Here is a 25732-nt window from a genome sequence, read left to right on the forward strand (position 1 = left end):
CGTCATCAGGTCAACCCCGAGGGAGCCCTCATGTCCGCCGCCGCATCCGTCACCGCCGCTACCGCCCGCACCACCCACGCCGTGCTCGGCGCAGGCGCCGCCGGGACCGCGCTCGCCGCCGAACTGGCCCGCCGCGGCCACGCCGTACGCCTGGTGGACCGGTCCGGCACGGGCCCGGCCCCCGACGGCGTCGAACGCCTCGCGGCCGACGCGAGCACCCCCGAGGGAGCCCTGGCCGCCGTGGCGGGCGCCGACGTCGTCCACCACTGCCTCAACGTCGCCTATCACCTCCAGGTCGAGGTGATGCCCCGCATCCAGCGGGCCGTCCTGGCCGCCGTGGAGAGGACGGGCGCGCGCCTCGTCGTCCTCGACACGCTCTACCCGTACGGCGAGACGCACGGGGAGGTCATGACGGAGGACACTCCCTGGCGGGCCACCTCGCGCAAGGGCCTGATGAGGGCGGAGCTGGACAGGATCTACCTGGAGGCACACCGCGAGGGCCTTGCCCGGGTCGTCCTCGGCCGCTCCGCCGACTTCGTCGGCCCCGGCGTCCTCCACTCGACCCTCGGCGGCGCGGTCTTCCCGGCGGCGCTGACCGGTGGAGAGGTCCCGGGCATCGGCGACATCGACCTGCCGCACAGCTATACGAACATCGAGGACGTGGCCACGGGCCTGGCGACCCTCGGCGAACACCCCGAGGGGGACGGCCGGGTCTGGCACCTGCCCACCGCGCCCGCCGCGACCACCCGGGAGATCCTCACCCTGATCGGGGAGCGCCTGGGCGCCCCGCTCACGATCGTCCCGCTTCCCGAGCCGCGCCCGTTCGGCCCGTTCGACGAGGTCTTCATGGCGGAGTACGAGGAGATGTTCTACCAGCACACCGAGCCGCAGATCGTGGACTCGTCCGCCTTCGAGAACGCCTTCGGGGTCCGGCCGATCCCGCTGTCGCGGACGGTGGACAGCACCCTCGCCTGGTACCGCGAACTGCTCGCCCCGGCGCGGGTGTGAACGGGCGCGTGTCCTGTCGGGCGCGTACCTGAACGAGTACGGGCGTGAATGAGCCGGGGCCCCCAGGGAAGCGCGTCCCCGGAGGCCCCGGCCAGCATTCCCCGTCGGGGGCGCTTGGAGTTAACGCGGTCAGTCTGGCCCGCGTGTGATCAGGTACGGCGGCGCCGCGCCGCGCTCACCAGATGGACTCCACCCATTCGGGGTGGTCGATGAACGGGTTCCGGTTGCGCTGGTACGACGTGTATATGACGTCGTTACGGCGCTTCTCGAACGTGTCCGGCGGATCCTGGTCGTTCCACCGCTTGAGCACGGACAGCTTCCCCATCAGGGGGTTGGAGCCGTTGTTGACCTTGTCGTTCGCTTCGAGGTCGGCCCACGCGTCGTCACCCTCGTACCGCACGGCCATGTACAGGATCATCCGGGCCACATCGCCCTTCACGGCGTTGCGCGGCTCGAAGGAGTCGGAGTCGGTGTAGTTGCCCGGCGCGCCCGCCACCGCGCTGCCGCCCAGGTCGAAGTCCTTGTTCCCGCGCGTCGAGTTCACCCCGACCTCGCTCGGCCGCAGGTGGTGGATGTCGGTGCCGGGTCCGGCCGACGTACCGAAGCCGCCGTGGGACTGGGCCCAGACGTGCTCGCGGTTCCAGTCGCCCGAGTTGCCGCCGTTGCTCGCCTTCGACTGGGACTTCCCGGTATAGAGCAGGATCACGTTCGACTTGTTCGCCGGGTCCTCGTCGGTGACCTTGAGGGCCTCCCACACCGCCGCGTACGAGATCTTCGTCTGGTTCTTGATGATCGAGTGCAGTGCTGTTCTGAGCTGGGGCCCGGTCTTGCCGAGCGCGCTCTGGTAGTACGTGTCGTCGAGCGCGGCCCGCGGGGTCGCGGCGGGCGCGGCGGGAGCCGCGGCGGCGGTGGTGGCCAGCACCGCGGTGGCGGCACAGAGGGCCAGCAGCGTGTGCCTGACGGTGTGTCGGCGACGAACCATGTGGGGGTTTCCCTTCGGGCGGGACCACCACGGCGCACGATTCACAGGGTCGGGAGTGGCACTGTGGTGGTCGTGCGGAACGGTTCAGCGGGAGCCTTCCACAGGAGCTGTGGACCTGGAGTGAACGCGCCGTGTTGGTCATGTGCAGGTCAAATCTATGAGGCGCGTGGGGTGGGAGAGTGGCCTGTGACGGCCCGTCAGGACACCGAACGGCGACCGGGTGCCCGGTTGTGGCGGGTCTGCGGCCATATCGCTGGGCGACGGCCATGGGTCCGCCGAACTTTGGTCCATACCTATCCCTTGACGGCCCCACCTCCTCTCCCTTAAATCAAGTATTGAAATAAGCGTCCGAGACGGCATCCCTGATCTTCACACCTCTCGGTGCCTGGAATGTCATGCGCATGCCCCCCACATGAAGTGATGTGATGACCTGTGCGAACCCCCTTGCGGCGCCGGATGGCGCTGTACGGCCTTGCCCTCCTGTGTTGCGCGAGCGCCATCGCGGCCGGCCCCGCGGGCGCGGCCACCGCGGCCCCCGCACCGGTGCCCGCCGCCGCGGCGGCGGTGACGTTCAACGACGACTTCAACGGTCCCGCCGGCTCCGGCGTGGACGGCAGCAAGTGGCAGTTGGAGACCGGCGACAACGTCAACAACCACGAGCGGCAGTACTACACCTCGGGTACCAACAACGCCGCACTCGACGGCGCCGGCAACCTGGTCATCCAGGCCCGCAAGGAGAACCCCAACAACTACCAGTGCTGGTACGGCCGGTGTGAGTACACCTCGGCACGGCTGAACACCGCCAACAAGTTCAGCGCGCAGTACGGGCGTGTCGAGTCGCGCATCAAGATCCCGCGCGGCCAGGGCATCTGGCCCGCCTTCTGGATGCTCGGCAACGGTGGCGGCGGCTGGCCCGCGCAGGGCGAGATCGACATCATGGAGAACGTCGGCTTCGAGCCCGGCACCGTCCACGGCACCCTGCACGGCCCCGGCTACTCCGGTGCCGAGGGCATCGGCGCGGGCTACACCCTCCCGGGCGGCCAGCAGTTCGCCGACGCGTTCCACACCTTCGCGATCGACTGGGCCCCGAACTCCATCACCTGGTCCGTGGACGGCATCGTCTACCAGCGCAGGACGCCCGCCGACCTCGGCGGCGACGCCTGGGTGTTCAACAAGTCCTTCTTCATGATCCTGAACCTGGCGGTCGGCGGCTACTGGCCCGGTGACCCCAACGGAAGCACGGTCTTCCCCCAGTACATGGTCATCGACTACGTCCGCGTCACCACCGGCGACACCGGCACCCCCGGTACGGGCAAGGCGATCAAGGGCCTGGGCGGCAAGTGCGTCGACGTGGCGGCGGCGAGCTCCGCGAACGGCACGCCGGTCCAGCTGTACGACTGCAACGGTTCGGCCGCGCAGCAGTGGACGGTCGGCGGCGACGGTACGATCCGCGCGCTCGGCAAGTGCCTCGACGTCAAGGACGGCAGTGTCGCCGACGGCGCGCAGCTCCAGATCTGGGACTGCAGCGGCGCCAACAACCAGAAATGGGCCACGCCCGCCGCGCTGGACGTCGTGAACATCCAGGCGAACAAGTGCCTGGACGTCCCGAGCGCCAACCAGGCCAACGGCACCCGGCTCCAGATCTACACCTGCAACGGCTCCGCCGCGCAGAAGTGGACGGTGAACGCCTCATGACGCGCGTACGGAAGTTCCTCAAGCCCCTGGCCGTGCTCGCGGCCCTGCCGCTCGCGGTGGGCGCCTCGATCGTGAGCACCTCCACCCCCGCCGCGGCGGCGGTCGGCACCATCACGGGCCTCGGCGGCAAGTGCGTCGACGTGGCGGCGGCGAGCTCCGCCAACGGCACGGCCGTTCAGCTGTACGACTGCAACGGTTCGGCCGCGCAGCAGTGGACGGTCGGCACCGACGGTACGGTCCGCGCGCTCGGCAAGTGCCTCGACGTCAAGGACGGCAGCGTCGCCAACGGCGGCCAGCTCCAGATCTGGGACTGCACCGGCGCCGCCAACCAGAAGTGGTCCGTCTCCGCGGCCCGCGACATCGTGAACACCCAGGCGGACAAGTGCCTGGACGCCACGGGCAACAGCTCGGCGAACGGCACCCGGCTCCAGATCTGGACCTGCACGGGCACCGCCAACCAGAAGTGGACCGCGCCCGCGGCCGGCGGGGGTGGCGGCGACACCCCGCCCCCCGCGCCCGGTGCCATGGCGGTCGCGCCGTACATCTACAACGGCTGGGGCAACCCGCCCAGCCCGGTCACGATCATGAACGCGACCGGCGTCAAGTGGTTCACCCTCGCGTTCGTGCTCAGCAACGGCTACTGCAACCCGCAGTGGGACGGCGGCCGTCCGCTCACCGGTGGCGTCGACCAGCAGACGGTCAACACCGTGCGCGCCGCGGGCGGCGACATCGTCCCGTCGTTCGGCGGCTACAGCGGCAACAAGCTGGAGAGCTCCTGCTCCAGCGCGGGCGAACTGGCGGCGGCGTACCAGAAGGTCATCAACGCGTACAGCCTCAAGGCGATCGACATCGACCTGGAGGCCGCCGCGTACGACAACCCGACCGTCCAGCAGCGGACGATCGACGCGCTCAAGACCGTCAAGGCCAACAACCCGGGCATCAAGGTCTACATCACCATCGGCACCAGCATCAACGGTCCCGACACCAGCCTGATCAACCGCGGCGCCGCGGCCGGCCTGACCGTCGACAGCTGGACGATCATGCCCTTCGACTTCGGCGGGGCCGGCCAGAACATGGGCACCCTCACGCTCCGCGCGGCCGAGGGACTCAAGACCGCGGTCAAGAACGCCTACGGGTACAGCGACGACACGACGTACCGCCGCATCGGCATCTCCTCGATGAACGGCATCACCGACGTCAACGAGACGGTGACCGTGGCGGACTTCCGTACGATCCTCGCCTACGCCCAGCAGCACCACCTCGCGCGGCTGACCTTCTGGTCCGCCAACCGTGACCGGCCGTGCCCCGGGGCGTACCCGAACAACGACACCTGCTCCGGTGTGAGCCAGCAGGCGTGGGAATTCACCCGCACGTTCGCCCAGTACGCCGGCTGAATCCTCAAGGAGCACCAGTGAATTCACGCACCGAAGGCGGCGGGATCCTCCGCCGCCGGACGGGACCGTCGGTGACGACGCTTCTCGTCGCGGCGGCGTCCCTCTGCACGGCGCTCGTCGCGCTGCCCGCCCAGGCAGCGCCGTCGAGCGCCCCGCAGACGGCCCCGCGAGCGGCCCAGGCCGCCGCGGCGCTGCCCACCGGCTGGGTCAACGTCGTCAACAAGGCCAGCGGCAAGTGTGTCGACGCGGCCGCCGCCGGCACGGCCAACGGCACCGCCGTCCAGCAGTACGCCTGCAACGGCACCACCGCCCAGAACTGGAGCCTGACGGACACCGGGAGCGGCCGCGTCAGGGTCGGCAACCGCAACGCCGCCAACCAGGTCTGGGACGTCAAGGACGTGTCCACCGCCGACAGCGCCGCCATCCAGCTGTGGCTGTACAGCAGTGGCCTCAACCAGCAGTGGCAGCCCGTGGAGGAAGCCGACGGGGCCTACCACTTCGTGAACGGCAACAGCGGCAAGTGCCTCGACGTGCCCGCCGCCTCGACCGCCGACGGCGTGGTCCTCGGGCAGTACACCTGCAACGGGTCCGCCGCCCAGTCCTTCCGGCTGACCGCGGCCGACACCCCGCCGCCCGCCGGCACCCCGGACCTCGGCCCCAACGTCCAGGTCTTCGACCCGTCGATGCCGGCCGCGACGATCCAGAGCCGGGTGGACGCGGTCTTCCGCCAGCAGGAGACCAACCAGTTCGGCACCCAGCGCCAGGCGTTCCTGTTCCGTCCCGGAAACTACAACAACGTCAACGTCAACGTCGGCTTCTACACCCAGGTCGCCGGCCTGGGCCTGAGCCCCGACGACGTCAACATCGGCGGCACGGTGCACGTCGAGGCCGACTGGTTCCCGCCGCAGAACGCGACCCAGAACTTCTGGCGCAGCGCCGAGAACCTCTCCGTCACGCCGCCCTCGGGTACCGACCGCTGGGCTGTCTCGCAGGCCGCCCCGTACCGCCGTATGCACGTGCGCGGCAACCTCGCGCTGGACGACGGCGGCTGGGCCAGCGGCGGCTTCATGGCCGACAGCAAGGTCGACGGCCAGGTCCGCTCCGGTACGCAGCAGCAGTGGCTGTCCCGCAACACCGAGTGGGGCAGCTGGACCGGGCAGAACTGGAACATGGTGTTCGTCGGCGCGAGGAACGCGCCCGCCGGCACCTTCCCCAACCCGCCCTACACCACGGTCGCGACCACCCCGCAGATCCGTGAGAAGCCCTTCCTGTACGTGGACGCGGCCGGCGCCTACAAGGTGTTCGTACCCGCCCTGCGGAACAACTCGTCCGGCACCACCTGGAGCGCCGGCGCCCCCGCCGGTACGTCCGTCCCGCTGGACCAGTTCTACATCGCCAAGCCCGGCGCGAGCGCCGCGGACATGAACGCGGCCCTCGCCGCGGGCAAGAACCTGCTGGTCACGCCGGGTGTCTACCACCTGAACCAGACCCTCAGGGTCACCCGCCCCGACACGGTCGTCCTCGGTCTCGGCCTCGCCACCCTCATCCCGGACAACGGCATCACCGCCGTCTCCGTCTCGGACGTCGACGGCGTGAAGGTCGCGGGTCTGCTCATCGACGCGGGTCCGGTCAACTCCCAGCGTCTGATGGAGGTCGGCGCCGACGGCTCGAACGTGAGCCACGCGGCCAACCCGACCTCGCTGCACGACGTGTTCTTCCGGATCGGCGGCGCGGGCGTCGGCAAGGCGACCACCAGCCTGGTGGTCAACAGCCGCAACGTCATCGGTGACCACATGTGGATCTGGCGCGCCGACCACGGCAGCGGGGTCGGCTGGACCACCAACACGGCGGACACCGGCCTGATCGTGAACGGCGCCGACGTCACCATGTACGGCCTGTTCGTCGAGCACTACCAGAAGCACCAGACCATCTGGAACGGCAACGGCGGCAAGACGTACTTCTACCAGAACGAAATGCCCTACGACCCGCCCAACCAGGCGGCCTGGATGAACGGCAGCACCCAGGGGTACGCCGCGTACAAGGTGGCGAACACCGTGACGAGCCACGAGGCGTACGGGCTCGGAAGCTACTGCTTCTTCAACGTCAACAACGGGGTGACCGCGGAGCACGCGTTCGAGGTTCCCAACACCCCGAACGTGAAGTTCAAGAACATGGTGACCGTGTCGCTCGGCGGTGTCGGGACCATCCGGCACGTGATCAACGACAGGGGCGGCCCGTCGAACTCGTCCACGAACGTGGCGAACCTCGTCAGCTACCCGTAACACCGCACCACCCGTCACACCACCTCAGGAAGGCCCCGGGCGTCCCGCGCGAGCGGAGGCCCGGGGCCTTCCCGCTGCCCTCCGTACGGACCCCGCCGACGGGCGCTGATGCCCTGCGGACATCACCATCGACACAAGAGGTCTTGGACGGGTCCCCGTCCGCCGGGCGATCGTGGAGGAGCCGGCCACACTCCGGGGCCGGGCTTTTGGAGGCACAACATGTCAGTCACCAAGGTGTTCCTCACGGGCGGCTCCGGCTACGTCGGCCGGCCCACCGTCGCCGCACTGCTCCGGCACGGTTTCACCGTCACCGCGCTCGCCCGCAGCGAGCACTCCGCGCGGACTCTGTCCGACCTGGGGGCGGAACCGGTACGGGGCACCCTCACCGACACCGCCGTCCTGCGCGAGGCCGCGTCCCGCGCGGACGGCGTGATCCATCTGGGCTCCGACGTCGGCCCCGGCGGCGACGAGGTCGACCGCGCCGCCGCCGAGGCCCTCCTCGACGGGGTGGGCGCGGGACCGTACGTCCACACGGGCGGGGCCTGGGTGTACGGCGACACCGACGGGGTCATCGACGAGGACGCGCCCCAGAAGCCGCCGGCCATCACCGCGTGGCGCCGGGCCAACGAGGACCTGGTCCTGGCCCGCGCGACGACCGGGGGACACCCCGTGCTCGTGATGCCGGGCGTGGTCTACGGCCACGGTGCCGGACTCATCGAGATGTTCTACACCGCCCCGGCGCGCGAGCGCGGCGCGGCGCCGGTGATCGGCGACGGCCGCAACCGCTGGGGTGTGGTCCATGTCGACGACATCGCGGAGCTGTACGCGCTGGCGCTCGGCGCGCCCGCCGGGTCGGCGTACATGGGGGTCAGCGAGGAGGCACCGACCCAGGCCGACATCGCGGCGGCCGCCGCCGAGGCGGCGGGACACCCCGGCCGTACGGAATCCCTGACGCTGGAGGCGGGCCTGGAGCGGATGGGGCCGATCGCCGAGGCCTTCTCCCTGGACCAGCGCATGACCAGCGCCCGGGCCCGCAGGGACACCGGCTGGCAGCCGCGGCACGTGGACGACGTACTGACGGAGATCGCGCGGCCCACGCAGGCCTGAGCGAGCGGGCCCCCGGCGTCTCCGCCGCCGGGGGCCCGCTCTCACGGCAGGGGTTCCACCTCCAGGAACCGCCGCCTGCTGGGACCCCGGTACAGCAGCGCCTCCCACCCCAGGCGCCCCAGCTCCGCCGCGCAGCCGCCCAGCGCGCGCTCCTCGTCCTGGGCCGCCCCGCCGCCGGGCGGACCCACCCACTCCACCCGTACGGTCCCCGGCCGCTCGCCCTCCCGCACCTGGAAGCCGGTCGCCACCCGCCGCCCGGCCGCGTCCACCGCGGACGGCGCGATCCCCGCCGCCTCCAGCACGAGCGCCACGGCCCGCACCGGCCGCTGCCGCTCCCACGCCGCCGGTACGGCCACGGGGTCGCCGGTCCCGGTGTGCGTCAGCCGGCGGATCTGGAGCAGCCCCTCGAAGGCGACCCGTACCTCCGCGGCCCGCACCCGGGGCGCCGCACCGGGCACCGGCCCGTCACCCGTCGCCGCCTCGAACCCGCCGTCGCCGCCCGCCCCGTGGCCCGGGGCCCCGCCGCTCCGTACCCCGTCGTCCCCCGCCATCGCCCGCGCCCCTCGTTCCGTCGCCCTGTGCCGTCCCGGAGACTGTGCCACGGCGTGCGGAGCGCGGGCGCGGCTCAGTTCGCGCCCTGCACCCGCCGGCGGAGGTTGGTCAGCGCGTAGTGCTGGCGGGACTTCACCGTCCCGGGCGGTATGCCCAGGATTCCGGCCGTCTCCTGCACGGTCCGGCCGCAGATGTACGTGTGCACCAGCACCTCGCGGTGCTCCACCGACAACTGCCGCAACAGGTGGGTCGCGTCGACCGACGCGAGCACGGAGTCCGCGTGGTCCCGCTGCGCCATGTCCTGGTTGTCCGTGCCCACCGTCTCGTACCGGTTGGGGGCGCTGCGCATCCGGTCGATGATCAGGTTGCGCGTGACCGTGAGCAGCCAGCCACGGACGGAACCGTCCGTGCTGTACAGCCGCTCGGTGTGGCGCCAGGCGCGGATCATCGTCTCCTGGACGACGTCCTCGGCGAGCTGGCGGTCGCTCAGCAGCTTCTCGGCGTACGCGAGCAGCGCCTTCCCGTGATCTGCCACCAGTACGTGGAGGAGCTGTTCCTGGCCGGCCTGCGAGGAGGCCTTCGGTGCCGTGATGGGCTTCATGTCCTGGTTCCTGAGGGGGATCGTGCCGGCTCCGGGCGGGAGCGCCACCGAGCCTAGGCAGGACCCTGTGCCGAAAAAGTGACGGAAACCCGTCGGCCCCTCGGCGTCAGACCTTCAGCGCCGGTGAGTCGCGGGGCGACGGCTCGCCGAGGCGGTGGAGCCTGTCCCGGACCGCCTCGGCGTCCGGATGGTCGAAACCGTCGAAGATCTCCAGCGCGTGCGCCCAGGCCGAGGCCGCCCGTACCGGAGCCCCCAGCGCCGCCTGGGTGTCGCCGATGTGCACGAGCGTGTCCGCCTCCAGCGGGCAGTCGCGCAGATCGCGGTACAGGTCCAGGGCGTGCCCGTACGAGGCCAGGGCCTGCTGGTACCGGCGCAGGTGGTGATGGGCGTACCCGAGGCTGTCCCAGGCCGCCGCCTCGCCGTTGCGGTCCCCGATCTCCTGGTGCAGAGCCAGGGACTGACGGCACTGGCCGAGCGCCTTCTCGTGCTCGCCGAGCAGGATGTAGGTCCAGCCGACCTCGTTGAAGATGCTGCCGAGGCCGGCGGTGTGGGACGCCTCCCGGTAGTACACGGCCGCCTGCCGGTAGTGCTCCAGGGCCTGGAGGTGGCGGCCGAGCCCGTTGGACTGGTACGCGAGGTACCGATGGGCCCTGCCCATGCCGATCGGATCGTTCAGCTCCCCGTACAGCTCCAGCGCCCGGGACAGCTGGGCCCGGGCCTCGTCGTGGCGCTTCAGCCGTCCGCTGACAAACCCGAGGACCTGATGCGCGTGCGCCTGCCCGTACACGTCACCGAGCCGCTGCGCCGCCGTCACCGCGAAGGTCTGCAGGGTCAGCTGCTCCTGCCAGCGTCCGCGCCGGTCGAGGAACAGCTCCAGGATCGCGGCCAGCCGCCAGCAGTGGCCGGTCGAGCCGTACCGGGCGTCCTGCTCGACGGACGAGAGCAGGACGGAGCGCTCCCTCTCGATCCAGTCCGCGGCCTCCCGCGCGTCGGGGAAGGTGAGCGGACCGGAGCCGGGCGCGGCCGGCGGCAGCGGGAAACGCTCCCGGTGGGGCGCCATCGACGTGTCGGCGGCCAGCGCGGTGTGCAGGTAGTGGTCCTGCATCCGGTGGCGGGCGGCGGACCGGTCGTCCTTGGAGTCGTGCGCGTGCGCCAGCTCCGCGCCGTACGCCCGCAGCAGCTCGTGCGAGGCAAAGCGGCCCGGCGTCTCCTCGGTGAGCAGCTGCGCGCGGACCAGCTCGGCCAGCGGCGCCCGCGCCTCCGGCTCCCGGAGGCCGACCAGACTCGCCGCCGCGGCCGTCGAGCAGCAGGGCCCCGGGTGCAGGGCGAGCAGCCGGAACAGCCGCGCGGCGGCGGGGGAGAGGGTGCGGTACGACCAGGAGAAGACGCTGCGCGCGTCCGTGACGGGGTCCCCGCCGGCGAAGGCGTCGAGACTGCCGTGACCGCGGCGCAGCTCCGCGGCGATGGAGGACAGCGAGAAACCGGGGTGGACGGCGGCGCGGGCGCTGACGATGGCCAGGGCCAGCGGAAGACGGCCGCAGAGGGCGACGATCTCGTCGCCGGCGCCGGACTCGGCGGTGAGCCGGTCCGCGCCCAGGCGCCGGGCCAGGAACTCCCGCGCCTCGGAGACGGTCAGCACGTCCAGGGTGACGGGGCGCGCGCCGTCGGCCGCTATCAGCCCGTGGAGCTGGTTGCGGCTGGTGACGATGGCCAGACAGCCGGGTGCCCCCGGCAGCAGGGGGCGTACCTGCTCGGTGTCCCTGGCGTTGTCCAGCAGCACGAGCACCCGGCGGCCCGCGAGGAGACTGCGGTAGAGCGCGGCCTGCGCGTCCAGACCGGTGGGGATGCGGTTCGGGTGCACCCCGAAGGCGTCGAGGAAGGTACGTATCGCGTCGGCCGGGTCCATGACCGAGCCGGTCGGGTCGAAGCCGCGCAGGTTGACGTAGAGCTGCCCGTCCGGGAAGCGGTGGGCGACCTCGTGGGCCCAGCGCACGGCGAGCGTGGTCTTGCCGACACCGGCCATGCCCCCGATGGCACTGATCACCACGGCGGCCGGCCCTTCGCCCTCGTCGGGCAGCAGGGCATGGCTCCTGGCCAGCTCGGAGCGGCGGCCGGTGAACGCGGACAGGTCGGCGGGCAGCTGCGCCGGGCGCACCTTGGGCGCGTACGTCCGCTCCCCGGTGTTCCCGGGACCGGCCGGATCGTCGTTCCGCCCGCCGGCGGGCTCCATGGGCGGTACGGATTCGCCGGCGTCCCCGCCGCCGTCCTCGGCCGGGGGCACCACCGGGGGAGGTCCGGCCGGCACGCTCTGGCGCAGGACCTGCTGCTGGGCGGCCCGCAGCTCGGGTCCCGGGTCCAGTCCCAGCTCGTCGGCGAGCCGGGACCGTACCGCCTGATAGACGCCGAGGGCCTCGGCCTGGTGGCCGGTCGCCGCGAGGACGACGATCAGCCGGGCCTGGAGCACCTCGTCCAGCTGGTGGTGGGCTGCGGCGTGCCGGAGCGTGATCAGCACCCGTCCGGTGAGGCTCGGACCGGTCTCCAGCGCCCTCTCCGCGGCTTCCTTCACCACGGCGAGGTGCTCACGGTCGACGGCGGCGAAGACGGGGTGTGCCTGGATCTGCGGGGGAATCCCGGTGGCCGTGGGGCCGCGCCAGAGGCCGAGGGCCTCGATGAGCAGCTCGGTGGCGCCGGCCGGGTCCCCGGCCTCGGACGCCTGCCCGGCCGCGTCCCGCAGGGCGCGGAATCGCAGCAGGTCCAGCCCGTCCGGGTCGACGTCCAGGCGGTATCCGCCGGAGCCGCGCACCAGCCGCCGGGAGGCCGCGCGGGTCGGCAGATCGGGCTCCAGGAGGCGGCGCAGCGCGCCCACGTGCCGGTGCACCACGTTCACCGCGCTGTCCGGGGGATCCTGCCCCCACAGCACGTCGAGGATCTCGTGGACGGCCACCGGCTGCCCCGCCTGCGTCAGCAGCAGCGCGAGCAGGGCCCGCTGCTTGGGAGGGCCCAGTTCCAGCTCGGTTCCGTGACGCCAGGCTCTGACCGGCCCCAAAACTGAGAAACGCACAGTCGGCGAGTCTAGGCGGTCACTTCGCCAGGTGACGGGTCGGCGCACCCGTGGAACGGCAACAGGTGTGTTCCCGGGGGGAGTTGGCCGCGCAATAGATGCAGGTAACAGCTATTAACCGGATTTGCGTGACTGTACGGAGGCAACAAGAGACCCCGACCGGACGGGGGACGCCGATCGGGGTCGAATGAGGGGAGGGTGCGGATGGCGGTCGCCTCGCGGCGATGGGCTCCATGGGGCTTCAGCCGAACGATCTTCCCCATGGGCGATTCTCAAATGGGGCCCGGGGACACTGTTCCATCCGCATCCTCAGTGTGTTCAACGGCGGCCCCCCCGGAGAATGTTCCCGCCGCCGTCCCGGGCCGTGATCAGGACGGGAACTCGTCCTCGGGCACCTCGCTGGTCGTCGCGTTGCCACCGATCGTCTTCTCCAGGGAGAAGGTCAGGATCGTGTACTGCGTGCCGCCGGAGACCTGGCGGGTGTTGAAATCCGCCTTGTCGTCGAACTTCTGGAACGAGCAGTCACGGGTGAAGGACCTCTTCGACGAATTCCAGTCCGTGCCCGAGGCGAAGTACACGGTGTACGCGCCGTCGGCGACGCGCCGGACGGTCGCGTCCTTGCCCTTGCGTATGTAGACGGTGAAGTTGGTCCGCTGCCCCTTGGCCAGGGTGACCACCGCGTCGGACGAGGTGCCGTTCTTGATGACGAGCCGGCCGAGGCCCCCCTGCCGCCGGTCCCTCACGAGGGAGTTGTTCCCGAGCCGCCGGTGCTTGGCCTTTTCCGTACGGGGCAGCTTGAGGTCCACGGCGTAACCGAGCGCGGTCAGCGCGGCGTCCGCCTCCCGCACGGACCCCAGCGCGTCGTCCGAGCGCAGGGTGATCCGCGGCGAGGTGGCGCAGCGCCCGCCGCCCGACTGCGCGTCGACGAGGCTGATGCCCAGGTCACGCACGGCGTCGGCGAGATCGCTGTGGGCGCTCCAGGCGTCGTCGGGCGCCCGCTCCAGGTCGAGCAGGCCGGCGGCGGTGTCCGCGGCGGTGCCGGCCGTGTCGAGCGCGGTGTCGAGCGCCTTGCCCTCGCCCGCGCGGTCCACCTTGCGGAGGGCGGTGTCGAGCGGGGCGACGATCTTGGCGAGTGCGTGGCGGTAGGCGGTGGGGTCGACGGGGGTCGGGGTCGGGGTCGGCGTCGGTGCCGGGGCTGTGGCTGTGGCCCGGTTCTTGGGCTCCCCGCTGCTGTCCCCGTCCCCGTCCCCGTTGCCGGAACACGCCGTCAACGGCAGCGCGAGTGCCAGCACGGCACCGAGCGCGGTAGCGGTTTTTGACCTGCGCGCACGTAAAAGCTTCACCCTGTTGCCCCCCGTCCCCCTGCGGCACCCGGTCCGGTGCCGCACACGCAGGCTTGATACCCAGGGCCCGCCCCCGCGATACCTCCCTGCTGGCGTCCGCGCGGGACCGGCCTTACGGTGAAGGTGCACTGACTCGAAGTGACCTGTGCGGTCGGACGGGCGGCGGCGATATGGCGAACAACGAAGAGCGGACCGGCGGGCTGATCTGTGGCCATCTCGCGGATGTGGACGAGGTGACGCCCGACAGCGAGGACAGCTGCCTCGATTGTGTGGCGCTGGGTGACAGCTGGGTGCACCTGCGGGAGTGCCAGACGTGCGGGCACATCGGCTGCTGCGACTCGTCGAAGAACAAGCACGCGACGGCGCACTATGAGGCGACCGGGCATCCGTTGATCCGGTCTTACGAGCCGGGGGAGGGGTGGTGGTGGTGCTACGAGGACGAGATCGTCTTTGAGGTCGAGGGCGTTGCGCCTGTGCGGTGAGGGGTGTCCGCGCGGGTTACTGATTGTCCTCAATCGCCGGACGGGCTTGGTTGTGCCCGCTGCGGCCCGGGGGCCTGGGTGCGGGTTGTTGCCGGGGGCCGGGCAGGGGTCGTGTCCTGCACTGCATGTTTTACGTCGCGTTCGGGGACTCCGGACATTCACGGTAGTCACGCGACACAAAACACGCTCTACGTTCCGGACACGACCCCTGCCCGTCCCCGTTTCACGCCCGCGTCAAGACAAACCCCGGCCCGCCCCGGCGTTGGAGGGCACGGGGGCACCATCCAGCCCCTCCGGCGTTTGAGGACATCAGTAAGCGGCACTGTCCACCGGGTGGAGGTGAGGCTCCCCGGACCGGCGGGGTCGTTGAGCTCACCCTCGGCGTGAGGGGGGTGGGGTCGGAGGAGGTGCGTGTGTCCGGACGTAAAGCGTGTTTTGTGGCGCATGACTACCGGTGAACCAAACAAGTCCCTGAGGCGCCGTAAAACATGCAGTCCGGACATACGTACCTCCGCAGGCCCCGCCCCCCGTCACCACGACAAACCCAGCCCGTCCGGCGATTGAGGACATCAGTAACCCGCGCCAAACGCACCGGGCAGAGGCTACCGCGACGTCACCGTGAAGAGCGCACCATCCGGGTCACGCAGAGTCGCCTCATCGAGACCCTCCGTCGCCTCCGGAGGCGAGATCAACACCCCGCCGTCCTTCACCGCCGCCTCCACCGACCCGGAAACCTCCGGCACCCGGAAGTACACATGCCACCGCGGACGCAACTGCGGATCCGGCGTGGCCTGCACCGCGCCCCCGCGGATCCGCGCCACCACCTGCTCGTCCTGCCGCAGCACCGCGTGGTCGTCCTCGTGGACGAGCGTGAAACCGTCCGCGGTCTCCGGCGCCCAACCGAGGACCTGCCCGTAGAATCTCGCCGCGTCGACCGTGTCGCGCGTCCGCAGTTCCAGCCAGGCCGGCGCGCTCCCGCGTCCCACCGTCCAGTCGGACCGCACCGCGCCCTCCCAGATGCCGAAGGCGGCCCCGTCGGGGTCCATGGCGAGCGCGGCGCGCCCCGTGTGGAAGGCCAGCGGCCCCACCGCCACGGTCGCGCCGCGTTCGCGGATGCGGGCCGCCGCCTCGTCCACGTTCGCGACGGCGAAGTACGGGGTCCAGGAGACCGCGACCTGGAGCGAGGAGGCGAGCGCGCCGATGCCGGCGACGGCCATCCCGTCGGAGAGCGCGACGCAGAAGTCGTCACCCAGCCCCGCGGCGCGGTAGGTCCAGCCGAGGACGTTCCCGTAGAAGGCCTGTGACGCGGAGAGTTCGCGTGAGAGGAGCGTCACCCAGCAGGGAGCTCCCGCCACAGCTTGCGAGTTGACCTTGTCGCGCTCCACACCGCTCACACCGCTCACTCCGCCCACGTCCGACTCCTCGAATGAGCCCCTACTCTGCCAGGCCGGCCCCGGAGCGTCGGCAGCCGGTCGCGATCGCACATCAACGCGGGTACGTTTTCAGCACCTTTCCCTTCCGGTCGGCGGCCAGATACGCGCCCCCGTACTCGTCGGACACGTAGACGAGGAGCACGGGCTGGTCGTCGGCGAACACCCACGCGGGCTCGACGATCAGGTAGTGACTGGTCGGCTTGCGTACGCCGAGATCGTTGTCCGCCTTGCGGAGCAGCTCGGGGATCTTGTCCCAGTCGAAGGACGTGAGGTCGACGCTGCCTTCCCCGGAGACGAGTTCCCGGCCGGGGCCCAGGCGGGTGGCCGCGCCGTTGCGGTACTCGTACCGGTCGAACAGCTTCTTCTCGCCCTTGACCAGCGCCTCGGCGGAGGCGAACTGCTCGTGCACCGTGAAGCTGGTGGCCTCCGTACCGCCCATGACGGGGTCGAGCGCGGCGATGATCTTCTTGACGGCCGCAGGCGACAACAGGTCCTCGGAGGCGGCAGGCGTGGGTGTCGGCGTGGGCGTGGGGGAGAGGGACCGGGACGGCGACCGGTCGGGCGCCGAGGCGGCGGGGCGGTCGGCGGACGGGCCGCCTTCGCCGTCCGTGGCGTCGGAGCCGCCCGACAGCGGCGACACGTACCAGGCGAACGTCCCGGCCACGGCGATCCCGGCGACCGTCGCGGCGATGGAGATCCTGCGGGCCAGGCGGACCCGCGCCGGCGTGTTCGTGGAGACGGGCCGCGGGGGCGCGTACGGAGGCGTCGGAAATGGCACCTGCGGCGGCGGCCCCGCAGCGCGCAGCCGCGTGGTGGGCGTACCGGGCATCGCGTCCGCGGGCTCCGGCCACCGCGCCCCGCGCTCCACCGCCGCCAGCAGCCCGTCGAGCGCCGCCGCGTCCGGCCGGGCGGCCGTGTTCCGGTCCAGCAGCGCCGCCAGTACGGGCGCCAGCGGCCCGGCGTGGACGGGCGGCGGTATCTCCTCGTCGAGCACGGCCGCCAGCGTGGCCAGCGCGGACGTCCTGCGCAGCGGATGCCGTCCCTCGACGGCGACGTACATCAGCATGCCCAGGGACCAGAGGTCGGACGCCGGGTTGCCCTCGTCGCCCCGGATGCGCTCGGGGGCGATGTAGTCGGGGGAGCCGATGAGCTCGCCCGTGGCCGTGAGGTTCGAGGACTCGCGCAGCGCGGCGATCCCGAAGTCCGTGAGCACGGGGCGGCCGTCGGCGCGCAGCAGCACGTTGGCGGGTTTCACGTCGCGGTGGTGGATGCCGACCGCGTGCGCCGCGCGCAGCGCCGACAGCACACCACGGGCGATCGTGGCGGCCTCCATGGGGGTCAACGGCCCTTGTTCCAGGCGTTCCTGGAGCGAACGGCCGGGCACCAGCTCCATGACGATCCAGGGATGCGCGACCTCCGCCGCGTCCACGATGTGATAGATCGTCACCACCCCGGGGTGATCGATCGCGGCGAGGGCCTGCGCCTCCCGCAGGACGCGCTCGCGCAGCACCCGCGCGGCCGTCGGGTCCGCCGCCATCATGGCGGGGTCCGGCGGCCGCACCTCCTTGAGCGCCACCTCACGGTGAAGGGCCAGGTCGCGGGCGCGCCACACGAGGCCCATACCGCCGCCGCCCAGCCGGTCGAGCAGTTCGAACCGGCCGTCGATGACACGTCCTTCGGATCCCCCTGGGTTCATGGCGCTCAGGGTACGAGGCGCCCGTGGGCACTTCCGCTCTAGGGCGTGTCACCGCAGCAGCAGTTGCAGACCGCCGAGCACGGTCGCCCCGATCACGAGCCGTTCGAAGAGCCGCTGGTCGATACGGTTCACACAGACCTTGCCGAGGTACGCGCCCGGCAGGACGAACAGGACCAGGACGGCGTCGAGCAGCAGGGAATGGACGTCGATCAGGCCCAGCCCCACGCTGAACGGGACCTTGGTCGTGTTGACGATCAGGAAGAACCACGCCGAGGTGCCGAGGAAGCCCAGCTTCTGGAAGCCCGCCGAGAGCAGGTACATCGACATCACCGGACCGCCCGCGTTGGCGACCATCGTGGTGAAGCCGCCGAGCACCCCGTACGAACCTGCCTTGACACGCCCGCCGGACGACACCGAGGCCTCCGCCCCGCCCCGCCGCCGCCACATCGTCACGCCGGCCATCAGCAGCAGGATGGCCCCGATGGACGTACGGACGGCGTCGTTCCCCGCCAGGAGCAGGAACACCGTGCCCAGCAGGACCCCCGCCGCGACCGCGGGGAACAGCCGCCACAGCGTGGGCCAGTGCGCGTGCCGCCGGTAGGTCAGGACCGCCAGGACGTCCCCGACGATCAGAATGGGCAGCAGGACGCCCGTCGACTCCCGTGCCGGCAGGACGGTCGCGAACACCGCCAGGCTGACGGTGTTGGCTCCGCTCACGGCCGTCTTCGAGAAGCCGACCAGAGTCGCCGCCGCCGCCAGTGCCGCGAATCCCCACCACGATATGTCCATGCCGGGAAGTGATGGTATGCCTTCCTGCCTGCGCGCCCTCCGCCGGGCACCGCGCGGTCGCCATGGCGCTCGGCGAGCGGTTCCGGCGTGGTGAGGTCCCGGGCGGTCGCGGTGACGCGGTCGCCCCGTTCCCGAGCGGCTTCGGTCCACTGCCGGCAGAGAGCGGTCAGCCAGGGATCGGCGATCCCTGGCTGAGTCCGGCGAAGCCCCTGATACTGGACACATGGACAGAGCTCAACTGGCTGATTTCCTGCGGGCCCGCCGAGAAGCGCTCCGGCCCGCGGACGTCGGGCTCGGGCCGGGCGTCCGGGGGCGGACGGCCGGACTGCGGCGCGAGGAGGTCGCGGCCCTGGCCACGATGTCCGCCGACTACTACGCGGGACTCGAACAGCAGCGCGCGCCCCAGCCCTCCCCGGCCCTGCTGTTGTCCCTGGCCCGGGCGCTGCGGCTGACCCTCGACGAGCGGGACCACCTCTTCCGGCTGGCCGGGCAGCACATTCCCGAACGCCACGCGGCGAGCGAGCACGTCAGCCCGGCGCTGCTGCGCATGCTGGACCGGCTCTACGACACCCCGGCGCAGGTCATGACCGATCTGGGCGAGACCCTCGCGCAGAACCGCCTGGCGAGGGCGCTGTTCGGCGACTTCGAGCACCGCACGGGCGCGGCGCGCAGCGGTGTCTACCGGTGGTTCACCGAACCGGGCGCCCGGTCCGCGTACCCGCTGGAGGAACAGCGGGAGGAGAGCCGGGTGATGGTCGCCGACCTGCGTGCGGCGCTCGTACGGCGCGGACAGGACCCGAGGTCGCGGGCCCTGGTGGCCCGGCTGCGGGCGGAGAGCGACGAGTTCGCGGGGATCTGGGCCGATCACGAGGTCGGTGTGCTCCGGGGGCGCCGCAAGCGGATCGTCCATCCCGAGGTGGGGGTGGTCGAACTGGACTGCCAGGCGCTCATCGAGGAGAGCAGGTCGCAGGTGCTCGCGGTGTTCACCGCCGCCCCCGGTACCCAGGCGCAGCGGCGGCTTGAGCTGCTGTCCGTGGTCGGCGCGCATCTCGCCGAGCGCTGAGCCGCGCACCGGCGGGTCGCGTACGGGTCGGGGGAGCGGGCCCCGGATATTCGGAGGACACCGGCCCGCCCGCCTCCGTACGCTCCCCGGAATGGACGTTGTGGGCACACCGATCATCGAGGCGCTGGACGGATACCGCGCGCAGGACCCGGCGGAGGCGGCCGACGTACGGCGCGTCCGCGAACTGGCCGGGACCGCGCCGGATCCGTGGCTCCGCTCGAACCCCCTCCACGCGACGGCCTCCGCGCTGATCGTGCACCCGCCGAGCGGCCGGGTGCTGATGCGCCGGCACCCGGGAATGGGCTCGTGGTTGCAGGTGGGCGGCCACGGCGACCCGGGGGAGAGCGAACCCCTCGCCGTCGTCCTGCGCGAGGGCGCCGAGGAGACCGGGCTCACCGACCTGACACCGTGGCCGGACGCGTCGCTCGTCCACGTGGCGGTGGTGCCCGTCCCCGCCCGGCGCGACGAACCGGCCCACGAACACGCCGACCTGCGCTTCGTCCTGGCCACGGCCCGGCCCGACGACGCGCGCCCCGAGCACCCCGACGCGCCCCTGCGGTGGCTGACCCCCGCCGAGGCCGTGGAGGACACCGCGCTGGCCAACGTCCGCGACACGATCCGGCGCGTGGAGAGGCTGCTCGCCGCAGCCGGGCGCTGAGAGGGGCGGGGGCACGCCCCCAATACGGGCGTGCCAGAGTGCTGCGAGACGACGAAGCAGGACGTACGTACGGGTCAGGCCCGCGCGTACGCACGCAGTGAAGGAGAACACCGTGCCCCGCACGCCCGGCCGGTCCGACGTCCCGGGCGGCCAGCCCCTCACCGTAAAGCCCCTCACCGCACAGCCCCTCACCAACTGGGCGGGCAACATCGCCTTCCGCGCGGCGCGGGTGCACCGCCCCGCCACCGTGGACGACCTGCGGGAGATCGTCGCGAGCAGCCACCGCGTACGGGCACTGGGCAGCGGGCACTCCTTCAACACCCTCGCGGACACCACCGCCGACCTGGTGTCGGTGGCAGGCCTGCCACCGACCGTGGAGGTCGACCCGGACGCCCTGACGGTGACGGTCGGCGCGGGACTGCGCTTCGCCGCGTTCACCGGGGCCGTGCACGCCGCGGGCCTCGCGCTCCACAACCTCGGCTCGCTCCCGCACATCTCCGTCGCCGGCGCCTGCGCCACCGGCACCCACGGCTCCGGTATCGGCAACGGCTCGCTGGCCACCGCCGTACGTGCGATGGACCTCGTCACCGCCGACGGCGGGCTGCGCAACCTCCGCCGCGGCGAGGACGACTTCGCGGGAGCGGTGGTCGCGCTGGGGGCCACCGGCGTCGTCACCCGGATGACACTCGCTCTCGTACCGTCCTACGACGTCAGGCAATGGGTGTACGACGGGCTGCCGTACGCGCGGCTGCGTGAGCGTTTCGAGGACGTCCTGTCCGCCGCGTACAGCGTCAGTGTGTTCACCCGCTGGCAGCCGGACGAGAAGGCCCAGGTCTGGCTCAAGCAGCGGGCCGGTGACACCGCCGCCGGTTCCGGTCCCGAGTACGGCGAGGACCGGGCGCCCGGCCGCTGGCTGGGCGCGACCCTGGCCGACGGCCCCCGCCACCCCGTGCCGGGCATGGACCCGGTGACCTGCACCCCCCAGTCGGGCGCCCCGGGACCTTGGCACGAGCGGCTCCCCCACTTCCGGCCCGAGTTCACCCCGAGCAACGGCGACGAGCTCCAGAGCGAGTACTTCGTGGCGCGCGAGGACGGCCCCGCCGCCTTCGACGCCCTGGCACGGATCAGCGACCGGATCGCGCCCGTCCTCCAGGTCGGCGAGATCCGCACGCTCGCGGCCGACGACCTGTGGCTGAGTCCGGCGTACGGACGCGACTCGGTGGCCTTCCACTTCACCTGGATCCCCGACACCGGGGCCGTCACCCCCGTGCTCGGCGCCATCGAGGAGGCACTGGCTCCGTTCGGTGTGCGGCCGCACTGGGGCAAGCTGTTCACCACCGGCCCCGAGCGGATGAGGGAGCTGTACGAGCGCTACGGCGACTTCGAGCGGCTGACCACCCGGCTGGATCCCGCAGGGGTGTTCCGCAACGAGCTGATCGCGCGGTACTTCCCCCGCTGACGGATCCCCCCGGTGGTTTCCGGCCGGCCCGGAATGTGATTTGTCACCGGATTTTTACCTGGGGCATAGCCGGGACCCAGTTTCGGTTCCTAACCTCGCGACATGCCCCGCATTCCCCCCGCGCGGCGCCCCGCGTCCTCCGCGCGGCGCCGGCACGCCCTCACCACCTCGTCCGCGGTGGTCCTGCTCATGACCGGATGCGCGGTGGCGGGCGGGTTCGACGCGTCCGCGCAGAGCCGCCCGGAGTCGGAACTGAGGGTGGGCGGCCTCGGGACGCTGAGCCTGCCCGCTTCCTCACCGGCCCCGCCCTCAGGGGTCGTACCCCTGCTCCGGACCCTGTTCCCCGACACCCCGTCGATCCCGTCCCCGTCGCCCCAGGCGTCCAGGAGCACGGCACGGGCCGTCGTACCCGCCGACCGGGACACCCTCCTCTCCGCGAAGCTCCACGACACGATGGCGTCCACCCCGGCCTCCCTGTCCGTGGCGGTGGTGGACCTGGACGACACGAGCCGGGCGCGGTACGGAGTCAAGGCGGGCCGGACGTACGACACGGCGAGCATCGTCAAGGTCGACATCCTGGCGGCCCTGCTGCTCAAGGCGCAGGACGAACACCGCGGGCTCACCGCCGCGGAGAGGTCGTACGCGTCCTCGATGATCCGCGTCAGCGACAACGCGGCGACGGACGCCCTCTGGGGGATCATCGGCGGGGCCGGCGGTCTGGACGCCGCGAACCGCCGCCTGGGGCTCAGGGACACCACCGCGGGCGCGGGCGGGCTGTGGGGCCTGACCCAGACCACCGCCCCCGACCAGCTGATACTGCTCTCCGCGGTGTTCGGCGAGGACTCCCCGCTGACCGCCTCGTCCCGGTCCTACGCGCGGACGCTGATGGGACGGATAGCCGACGGCCAGGACTGGGGGGTCTCGGCGGCGGGCAAGGCCGTGGGGCTGAAGAACGGCTGGCTGCCGCGCAGCGCGACCGGGCTGTGGGACATCAACAGCATCGGCGAGGTCACCGTGGACGGACACCCCTACCTGCTCGCCGTGGTGTCGAAGGGCAGTGTCTCGATGGAGAGCGGGATCTCGCTGGTGGAGCGTGCGGCGAAGGCGGCCGTGTCGGCTCTGACCGCCTGATTCGCCCGCCGTTCCGGCCCGCGGGGACGCCGGGGGCGACCGCCTCTGCGCAAATGCGCCGATCTCGCGACAATGGAGGGATACCGCTCAAGTTGTCGTCGTGGATGAGGTGGATCCGGCATGCGTGCAGTTGTTGCGAACGCGGTGAACACACCGCTGTCACGGGTCGAGCGGGATGTCCCCGACATCGGCACCGGGGAAGTCCTCGTCAAGATGACCGCGTGTGGAGTGTGTTTCTCCGATCTCAGACTGATCCAGGGCGATTACCCCTTCGCCCGGTTCCCGGTGATCCCCGGCCACGAGATCACCGGAACGATCGCCGCGGTGGGCGACGGCGTCGCGGGACACCGCGTCGGTGACGCCGTGGGGGCGCAGTTCCTCTACGACTCGGACGGCTCCTGCGACTACTGCGTCAGCGGCGACCAGATCCTCTGCCCCCACAAGCGGATCACCGGCGTCGTCGCCGACGGCGGCTACGCGGAGTACGGCGTGTTCAAGGGCGCGTTTGTCACACCGCTGCCGAGCGGGCTCGACCCCGTCGCGGCGGCCCCGCTGATGTGCGCGGGCCTCACCGCGTTCAACGCGCTGCGCCGGGCGGACGTCCACGCGGGCTCGCGCGTCGCGGTTGTCGGCGCGGGCGGCATCGGGGCCCTCGCCATCCGGTACGCCATCGCCATGGGAGCCCGCGTCGCCGTGGTCGGCCGCTCGCGGCGGGGCGACGACCGGGCCAAGGAGATGGGCGCGGAACTGTTCGTGGCCGGCGCCGAGACCGATCCGGCGGTGGCCCTCAAGGAGTGGGACGGCGGAGCGAACGTCATCCTGAACGCCGCCCCCGCCACCGAAGCCGGGAACGCCACCGTGGGCGGCCTCGCCCCCGGCGGCACCCTGGTCTTCTGCGGATACGGCTCCGGGCCGGTCACCGTGCCCAGCCAGCAGATGGTCCTCAGCCGGCTGCGTGTGACGGGCAGCCCGTCCGGCTCCCCCCACGACCTGCGCGACACGCTCGCCTTCTCGGCCCAGCACGGGATCCTCCCCGAGATCACCCCGATCGACCTGGACGACGCGCCCGCCGCCGTGGACGGGCTGGCCACCGGAGCCCGTACGCACGGCAGGTCGGTCATCGCGTTCGACTGAGGGCGCGTCCGCGCGCCCCGTCCGCTTTTTTCCACAGGAGTTCGTCATGGGAAAGACGATCATCATCACAGGCGCCGGCTCCGGATTCGGGGCTCTGGCGGCCCGCGCGCTGGCCGACGCCGGCCACACCGTGTACGCGGTGATGCGCGACACGACCGGCCGGAACGCCAAGCGGGTCGACGAGGCCAAGACGTATGCCGAGGAACACCGGGTGGACCTGCGCACCGTCGAACTCGACGTCCTGTCGCAGGACTCCGCCGACACCGCCGTCAACACCGTCCTGGCGGCTTCGGGGCTGCTGGACGTGGTGGTGCACAACGCCGGTCACATGGTCGTCGGCCCCGCCGAGGCCTTCACCGCGGAGGAGCTGACCGGCGTCTACGACACCAATGTGCTGGGCGCCCAGCGGGTGAACCGCGCCGCCCTGCCCCACCTGCGGTCCCGCCGCGACGGCCTGCTCCTCTGGGTCGGCTCCAGCTCCGCCAAGGGCGGCACCCCGCCCTACCTCGGCCCCTACTTCGCGGCCAAGGCCGCCGAGGACGCGCTGGCCGTCACGTACGCCGCCGAGCTGGCCCGCTTCAACATCGAGACGACCATCGTCGTGCCCGGGTCCTTCACCACCGGGACCCAGCACTTCGCGACCAGCGGCCGGCCCGCCGACCGGACGGTGATCCCCGCCTATGAGGAGGAGTACGCGGGGCTGATGGGCCAGGTCTCCGGGCGGCCGGCCGATCTGGCCCCGGACGACGCGGACGTGTCGCAGGTCGCCGCCGCGGTCGTGGAGGTCGTGGACACCGAGCACGGCAAGCGGCCCTTCCGCGTCCATGTCGACCCGGCCGACGACGGCAGCGGCACGGTGAGCGCCGTGGCCGACCACATCCGCGCCGAGTTCCTCACCCGTATCGGCCTGGAGGATCTGCTGGTCCCGCACTGACGACCCCCGCACCGAGGGGGACTCCGCCGCCGGGTGCGGTCAGCGCGGTGCGAAACGCGTCAGGACGGTCATGGTCGGCCGCAGGTTCCGTACACCCGGCACACGGCGGGCGAGAGGAGCCACCGCGCCGAAGAACACCCCGTGACCCCGGGGGACCGGCACTTCCCGCACCTCGCTGATGCCCGGATGCGCGGTGAAGACCTTCCGCAGCTCGCCCGCGTTCATGCCCCACGGCATCGGCGGGGTGGTGTAGCCCTGCACGGTGGTCATCCCGCCGTGCGCCGTCCGCGTGCTGAACCAGCGCGGCACCGCGTCGAAGACGAGCGCGCCCCCCGGGAAGCGCTCGGCGCACCGGGCGATCAGCTCCCGCACCTCGGCCGGGCGCAGGTACATCAGCAGTCCCTGCGCGGTGACGAGGACACCCCGGGAGGTGTCGACCTCGTTCATCCACGCGGGATCGAGGGCGGAACAGGCGAGCGTACGGCGCCGCTCACCGTCGGGCAGCAGGTCCCGCCGGACGGCCACCGTCTCCGGCAGGTCGACGGAGAGCCAGTGCACGCGCCCGTTGTCCACCCGCCAGAACTGGGTCTCCAGTCCTTCGCCCAGCGCGACGACCGTGCCGTCGGGGTGTTCGGCGAGGAAGTCCCGTACCACCGAGTCGAAGGTCAGCACCCGCAGCGCCTGGCCCTGCGCGAGGAACGGGCTCGGCGGCCCGAACGTCTCCTCGAAGGGATAGTCGATGGAGTCCACGAGCGTGACCGCGTGCGGGTCCTCGAACGCGGCGACCGGCTGCCGGGCCGCGAACGAGCGGTGGTAGAGATTCCACAGCAGCGTCTCCGGGACGGCGGAGAGCGCGACCGTTCGTGGTGTCCCGTGGTCCATGGCGCTGGTCCTCCCGTGTTCGCCTGCGGTGTGCCTCTCCCATTCA

At 71.8% G+C, this 25732-nt stretch carries 21 protein-coding genes; 12 read left to right on the forward strand and 9 right to left on the reverse strand.

Translation table 11 applies throughout. The features are described 5' to 3' along the window. Nucleotides 1-30 precede the first annotated feature (30 nt). A complete protein-coding gene (locus tag OG349_RS33805) occupies nucleotides 31-1008 on the forward strand; it encodes an NAD-dependent epimerase/dehydratase family protein (RefSeq protein ID WP_327238231.1) in 978 nt (325 codons plus the stop codon). Between the two features lie 175 nt (nucleotides 1009-1183). On the opposite strand, the gene OG349_RS33810 is transcribed toward OG349_RS33805, so the two are convergent. Beyond that, complete coding sequence (locus tag OG349_RS33810) at nucleotides 1184-1990, reverse strand: endonuclease I family protein (RefSeq protein ID WP_327238232.1); 807 nt, start codon at nucleotides 1988-1990, stop codon at nucleotides 1184-1186. Nucleotides 1991-2446: 456 nt separating this feature from the next. On the opposite strand from OG349_RS33810, the gene OG349_RS33815 reads away from it, so the two are divergent. From OG349_RS33815 to OG349_RS33830, 4 genes are all read left to right on the forward strand, one after another. Next, nucleotides 2447-3685, forward strand: coding sequence for a family 16 glycosylhydrolase (locus OG349_RS33815; protein ID WP_442806443.1), 1239 nt, complete (start codon nucleotides 2447-2449; stop codon nucleotides 3683-3685). After that, nucleotides 3682-5079 (forward strand): ricin-type beta-trefoil lectin domain protein, encoded by a 1398-nt coding sequence (locus tag OG349_RS33820; RefSeq protein ID WP_327238234.1) that lies wholly within the window; start codon nucleotides 3682-3684, stop codon nucleotides 5077-5079. The genes OG349_RS33815 and OG349_RS33820 overlap by 4 nt, the downstream gene beginning before the upstream one ends. A gap of 71 nt (nucleotides 5080-5150) precedes the next feature. Continuing rightward, nucleotides 5151-7361 carry an RICIN domain-containing protein gene (locus tag OG349_RS33825; RefSeq protein WP_442806444.1) on the forward strand — a complete coding sequence of 737 codons (2211 nt, stop codon included), beginning with the start codon at nucleotides 5151-5153 and terminating at the stop codon, nucleotides 7359-7361. A 219-nt stretch (nucleotides 7362-7580) separates the two neighbouring features. After that, complete coding sequence (locus OG349_RS33830; RefSeq protein WP_327238235.1) at nucleotides 7581-8468, forward strand: NAD-dependent epimerase/dehydratase family protein; 888 nt, start codon at nucleotides 7581-7583, stop codon at nucleotides 8466-8468. 41 nt (nucleotides 8469-8509) lie between these two features. On the opposite strand, the gene OG349_RS33835 is transcribed toward OG349_RS33830, so the two are convergent. The 4 genes from OG349_RS33835 to OG349_RS33850 all read right to left on the reverse strand — a co-directional run bounded on the left by OG349_RS33835 (nucleotide 8510) and on the right by OG349_RS33850 (nucleotide 13974). Then, a complete protein-coding gene (locus OG349_RS33835; protein WP_327238236.1) occupies nucleotides 8510-9019 on the reverse strand; it encodes a hypothetical protein in 510 nt (169 codons plus the stop codon). Nucleotides 9020-9093: 74 nt separating this feature from the next. Next, nucleotides 9094-9621, reverse strand: a complete 528-nt coding sequence (locus OG349_RS33840; protein ID WP_327238237.1) for a sigma-70 family RNA polymerase sigma factor — start codon at nucleotides 9619-9621, stop codon at nucleotides 9094-9096. A gap of 106 nt (nucleotides 9622-9727) precedes the next feature. Further along, entirely contained in the window at nucleotides 9728-12682 is a 2955-nt protein-coding gene (locus tag OG349_RS33845) for an AfsR/SARP family transcriptional regulator (RefSeq protein ID WP_327238238.1), read from the reverse strand. Between the two features lie 368 nt (nucleotides 12683-13050). Continuing rightward, entirely contained in the window at nucleotides 13051-13974 is a 924-nt protein-coding gene (locus OG349_RS33850; RefSeq protein WP_327238239.1) for a hypothetical protein, read from the reverse strand. Nucleotides 13975-14195: 221 nt separating this feature from the next. Between OG349_RS33850 and OG349_RS33855 the strand changes: the two genes are divergently transcribed. After that, nucleotides 14196-14507 carry a UBP-type zinc finger domain-containing protein gene (locus OG349_RS33855; RefSeq protein WP_327238240.1) on the forward strand — a complete coding sequence of 104 codons (312 nt, stop codon included), beginning with the start codon at nucleotides 14196-14198 and terminating at the stop codon, nucleotides 14505-14507. Between the two features lie 602 nt (nucleotides 14508-15109). Here the strand turns inward: OG349_RS33855 and OG349_RS33860 are convergent. The 3 genes from OG349_RS33860 to OG349_RS33870 all read right to left on the reverse strand — a co-directional run bounded on the left by OG349_RS33860 (nucleotide 15110) and on the right by OG349_RS33870 (nucleotide 18425). Further along, the gene (locus tag OG349_RS33860) at nucleotides 15110-15919 is read right to left on the reverse strand and encodes a VOC family protein (protein ID WP_442806348.1); all 810 of its coding nucleotides are present in this window, start codon (nucleotides 15917-15919) and stop codon (nucleotides 15110-15112) included. Nucleotides 15920-15992: 73 nt separating this feature from the next. Beyond that, entirely contained in the window at nucleotides 15993-17636 is a 1644-nt protein-coding gene (locus tag OG349_RS33865) for a serine/threonine-protein kinase (protein WP_327238241.1), read from the reverse strand. Nucleotides 17637-17684: 48 nt separating this feature from the next. Further along, nucleotides 17685-18425 (reverse strand): sulfite exporter TauE/SafE family protein, encoded by a 741-nt coding sequence (locus OG349_RS33870; protein ID WP_327238242.1) that lies wholly within the window; start codon nucleotides 18423-18425, stop codon nucleotides 17685-17687. 223 nt (nucleotides 18426-18648) lie between these two features. On the opposite strand from OG349_RS33870, the gene OG349_RS33875 reads away from it, so the two are divergent. The 6 genes from OG349_RS33875 to OG349_RS33900 all read left to right on the forward strand — a co-directional run bounded on the left by OG349_RS33875 (nucleotide 18649) and on the right by OG349_RS33900 (nucleotide 24804). After that, nucleotides 18649-19488 (forward strand): MmyB family transcriptional regulator, encoded by an 840-nt coding sequence (locus tag OG349_RS33875; protein ID WP_327238243.1) that lies wholly within the window; start codon nucleotides 18649-18651, stop codon nucleotides 19486-19488. 91 nt (nucleotides 19489-19579) lie between these two features. Then, on the forward strand, nucleotides 19580-20146 hold the full coding sequence (locus OG349_RS33880; protein WP_327238244.1) for an NUDIX hydrolase: 567 nt from the start codon (nucleotides 19580-19582) through the stop codon (nucleotides 20144-20146). Nucleotides 20147-20354: 208 nt separating this feature from the next. Beyond that, entirely contained in the window at nucleotides 20355-21605 is a 1251-nt protein-coding gene (locus OG349_RS33885) for a D-arabinono-1,4-lactone oxidase (protein WP_327238830.1), read from the forward strand. A 102-nt stretch (nucleotides 21606-21707) separates the two neighbouring features. After that, nucleotides 21708-22736 (forward strand): serine hydrolase, encoded by a 1029-nt coding sequence (locus OG349_RS33890; RefSeq protein ID WP_327238245.1) that lies wholly within the window; start codon nucleotides 21708-21710, stop codon nucleotides 22734-22736. Nucleotides 22737-22856: 120 nt separating this feature from the next. Continuing rightward, a complete protein-coding gene (locus OG349_RS33895) occupies nucleotides 22857-23870 on the forward strand; it encodes an alcohol dehydrogenase catalytic domain-containing protein (protein ID WP_327238246.1) in 1014 nt (337 codons plus the stop codon). 46 nt (nucleotides 23871-23916) lie between these two features. Beyond that, nucleotides 23917-24804 (forward strand): SDR family NAD(P)-dependent oxidoreductase, encoded by an 888-nt coding sequence (locus OG349_RS33900; RefSeq protein ID WP_327238247.1) that lies wholly within the window; start codon nucleotides 23917-23919, stop codon nucleotides 24802-24804. Nucleotides 24805-24843: 39 nt separating this feature from the next. Here the strand turns inward: OG349_RS33900 and OG349_RS33905 are convergent, their stop codons facing one another. Further along, nucleotides 24844-25686 (reverse strand): class I SAM-dependent methyltransferase, encoded by an 843-nt coding sequence (locus tag OG349_RS33905; RefSeq protein WP_327238248.1) that lies wholly within the window; start codon nucleotides 25684-25686, stop codon nucleotides 24844-24846. Between the last annotated feature and the right edge of the window lie 46 nt (nucleotides 25687-25732).

The sequence above is a fragment of the Streptomyces sp. NBC_01317 genome, assembly GCF_035961655.1.
In the GTDB taxonomy this organism is placed as follows: Bacteria; Actinomycetota; Actinomycetes; order Streptomycetales; family Streptomycetaceae; genus Streptomyces.

What these genes read in the sequence shown, in the direction of transcription:
- OG349_RS33805 (WP_327238231.1), top strand. Translation starts at nt 31, where the DNA reads ATGTCCGCCGCCGCATCCGTCACCGCCGCTACCGCCCGCACCACCCAC.
- OG349_RS33810 (WP_327238232.1), bottom strand. Translation starts at nt 1,990, where the DNA reads ATGGTTCGTCGCCGACACACCGTCAGGCACACGCTGCTGGCCCTCTGT.
- OG349_RS33815 (WP_442806443.1), top strand. Translation starts at nt 2,447, where the DNA reads ATGGCGCTGTACGGCCTTGCCCTCCTGTGTTGCGCGAGCGCCATCGCG.
- OG349_RS33820 (WP_327238234.1), top strand. Translation starts at nt 3,682, where the DNA reads ATGACGCGCGTACGGAAGTTCCTCAAGCCCCTGGCCGTGCTCGCGGCC.
- OG349_RS33830 (WP_327238235.1), top strand. Translation starts at nt 7,581, where the DNA reads ATGTCAGTCACCAAGGTGTTCCTCACGGGCGGCTCCGGCTACGTCGGC.
- OG349_RS33835 (WP_327238236.1), bottom strand. Translation starts at nt 9,019, where the DNA reads ATGGCGGGGGACGACGGGGTACGGAGCGGCGGGGCCCCGGGCCACGGG.
- OG349_RS33840 (WP_327238237.1), bottom strand. Translation starts at nt 9,621, where the DNA reads ATGAAGCCCATCACGGCACCGAAGGCCTCCTCGCAGGCCGGCCAGGAA.
- OG349_RS33855 (WP_327238240.1), top strand. Translation starts at nt 14,196, where the DNA reads ATGGCGAACAACGAAGAGCGGACCGGCGGGCTGATCTGTGGCCATCTC.
- OG349_RS33865 (WP_327238241.1), bottom strand. Translation starts at nt 17,636, where the DNA reads ATGAACCCAGGGGGATCCGAAGGACGTGTCATCGACGGCCGGTTCGAA.
- OG349_RS33870 (WP_327238242.1), bottom strand. Translation starts at nt 18,425, where the DNA reads ATGGACATATCGTGGTGGGGATTCGCGGCACTGGCGGCGGCGGCGACT.
- OG349_RS33875 (WP_327238243.1), top strand. Translation starts at nt 18,649, where the DNA reads ATGGACAGAGCTCAACTGGCTGATTTCCTGCGGGCCCGCCGAGAAGCG.
- OG349_RS33880 (WP_327238244.1), top strand. Translation starts at nt 19,580, where the DNA reads ATGGACGTTGTGGGCACACCGATCATCGAGGCGCTGGACGGATACCGC.
- OG349_RS33890 (WP_327238245.1), top strand. Translation starts at nt 21,708, where the DNA reads ATGCCCCGCATTCCCCCCGCGCGGCGCCCCGCGTCCTCCGCGCGGCGC.
- OG349_RS33895 (WP_327238246.1), top strand. Translation starts at nt 22,857, where the DNA reads ATGCGTGCAGTTGTTGCGAACGCGGTGAACACACCGCTGTCACGGGTC.
- OG349_RS33900 (WP_327238247.1), top strand. Translation starts at nt 23,917, where the DNA reads ATGGGAAAGACGATCATCATCACAGGCGCCGGCTCCGGATTCGGGGCT.
- OG349_RS33905 (WP_327238248.1), bottom strand. Translation starts at nt 25,686, where the DNA reads ATGGACCACGGGACACCACGAACGGTCGCGCTCTCCGCCGTCCCGGAG.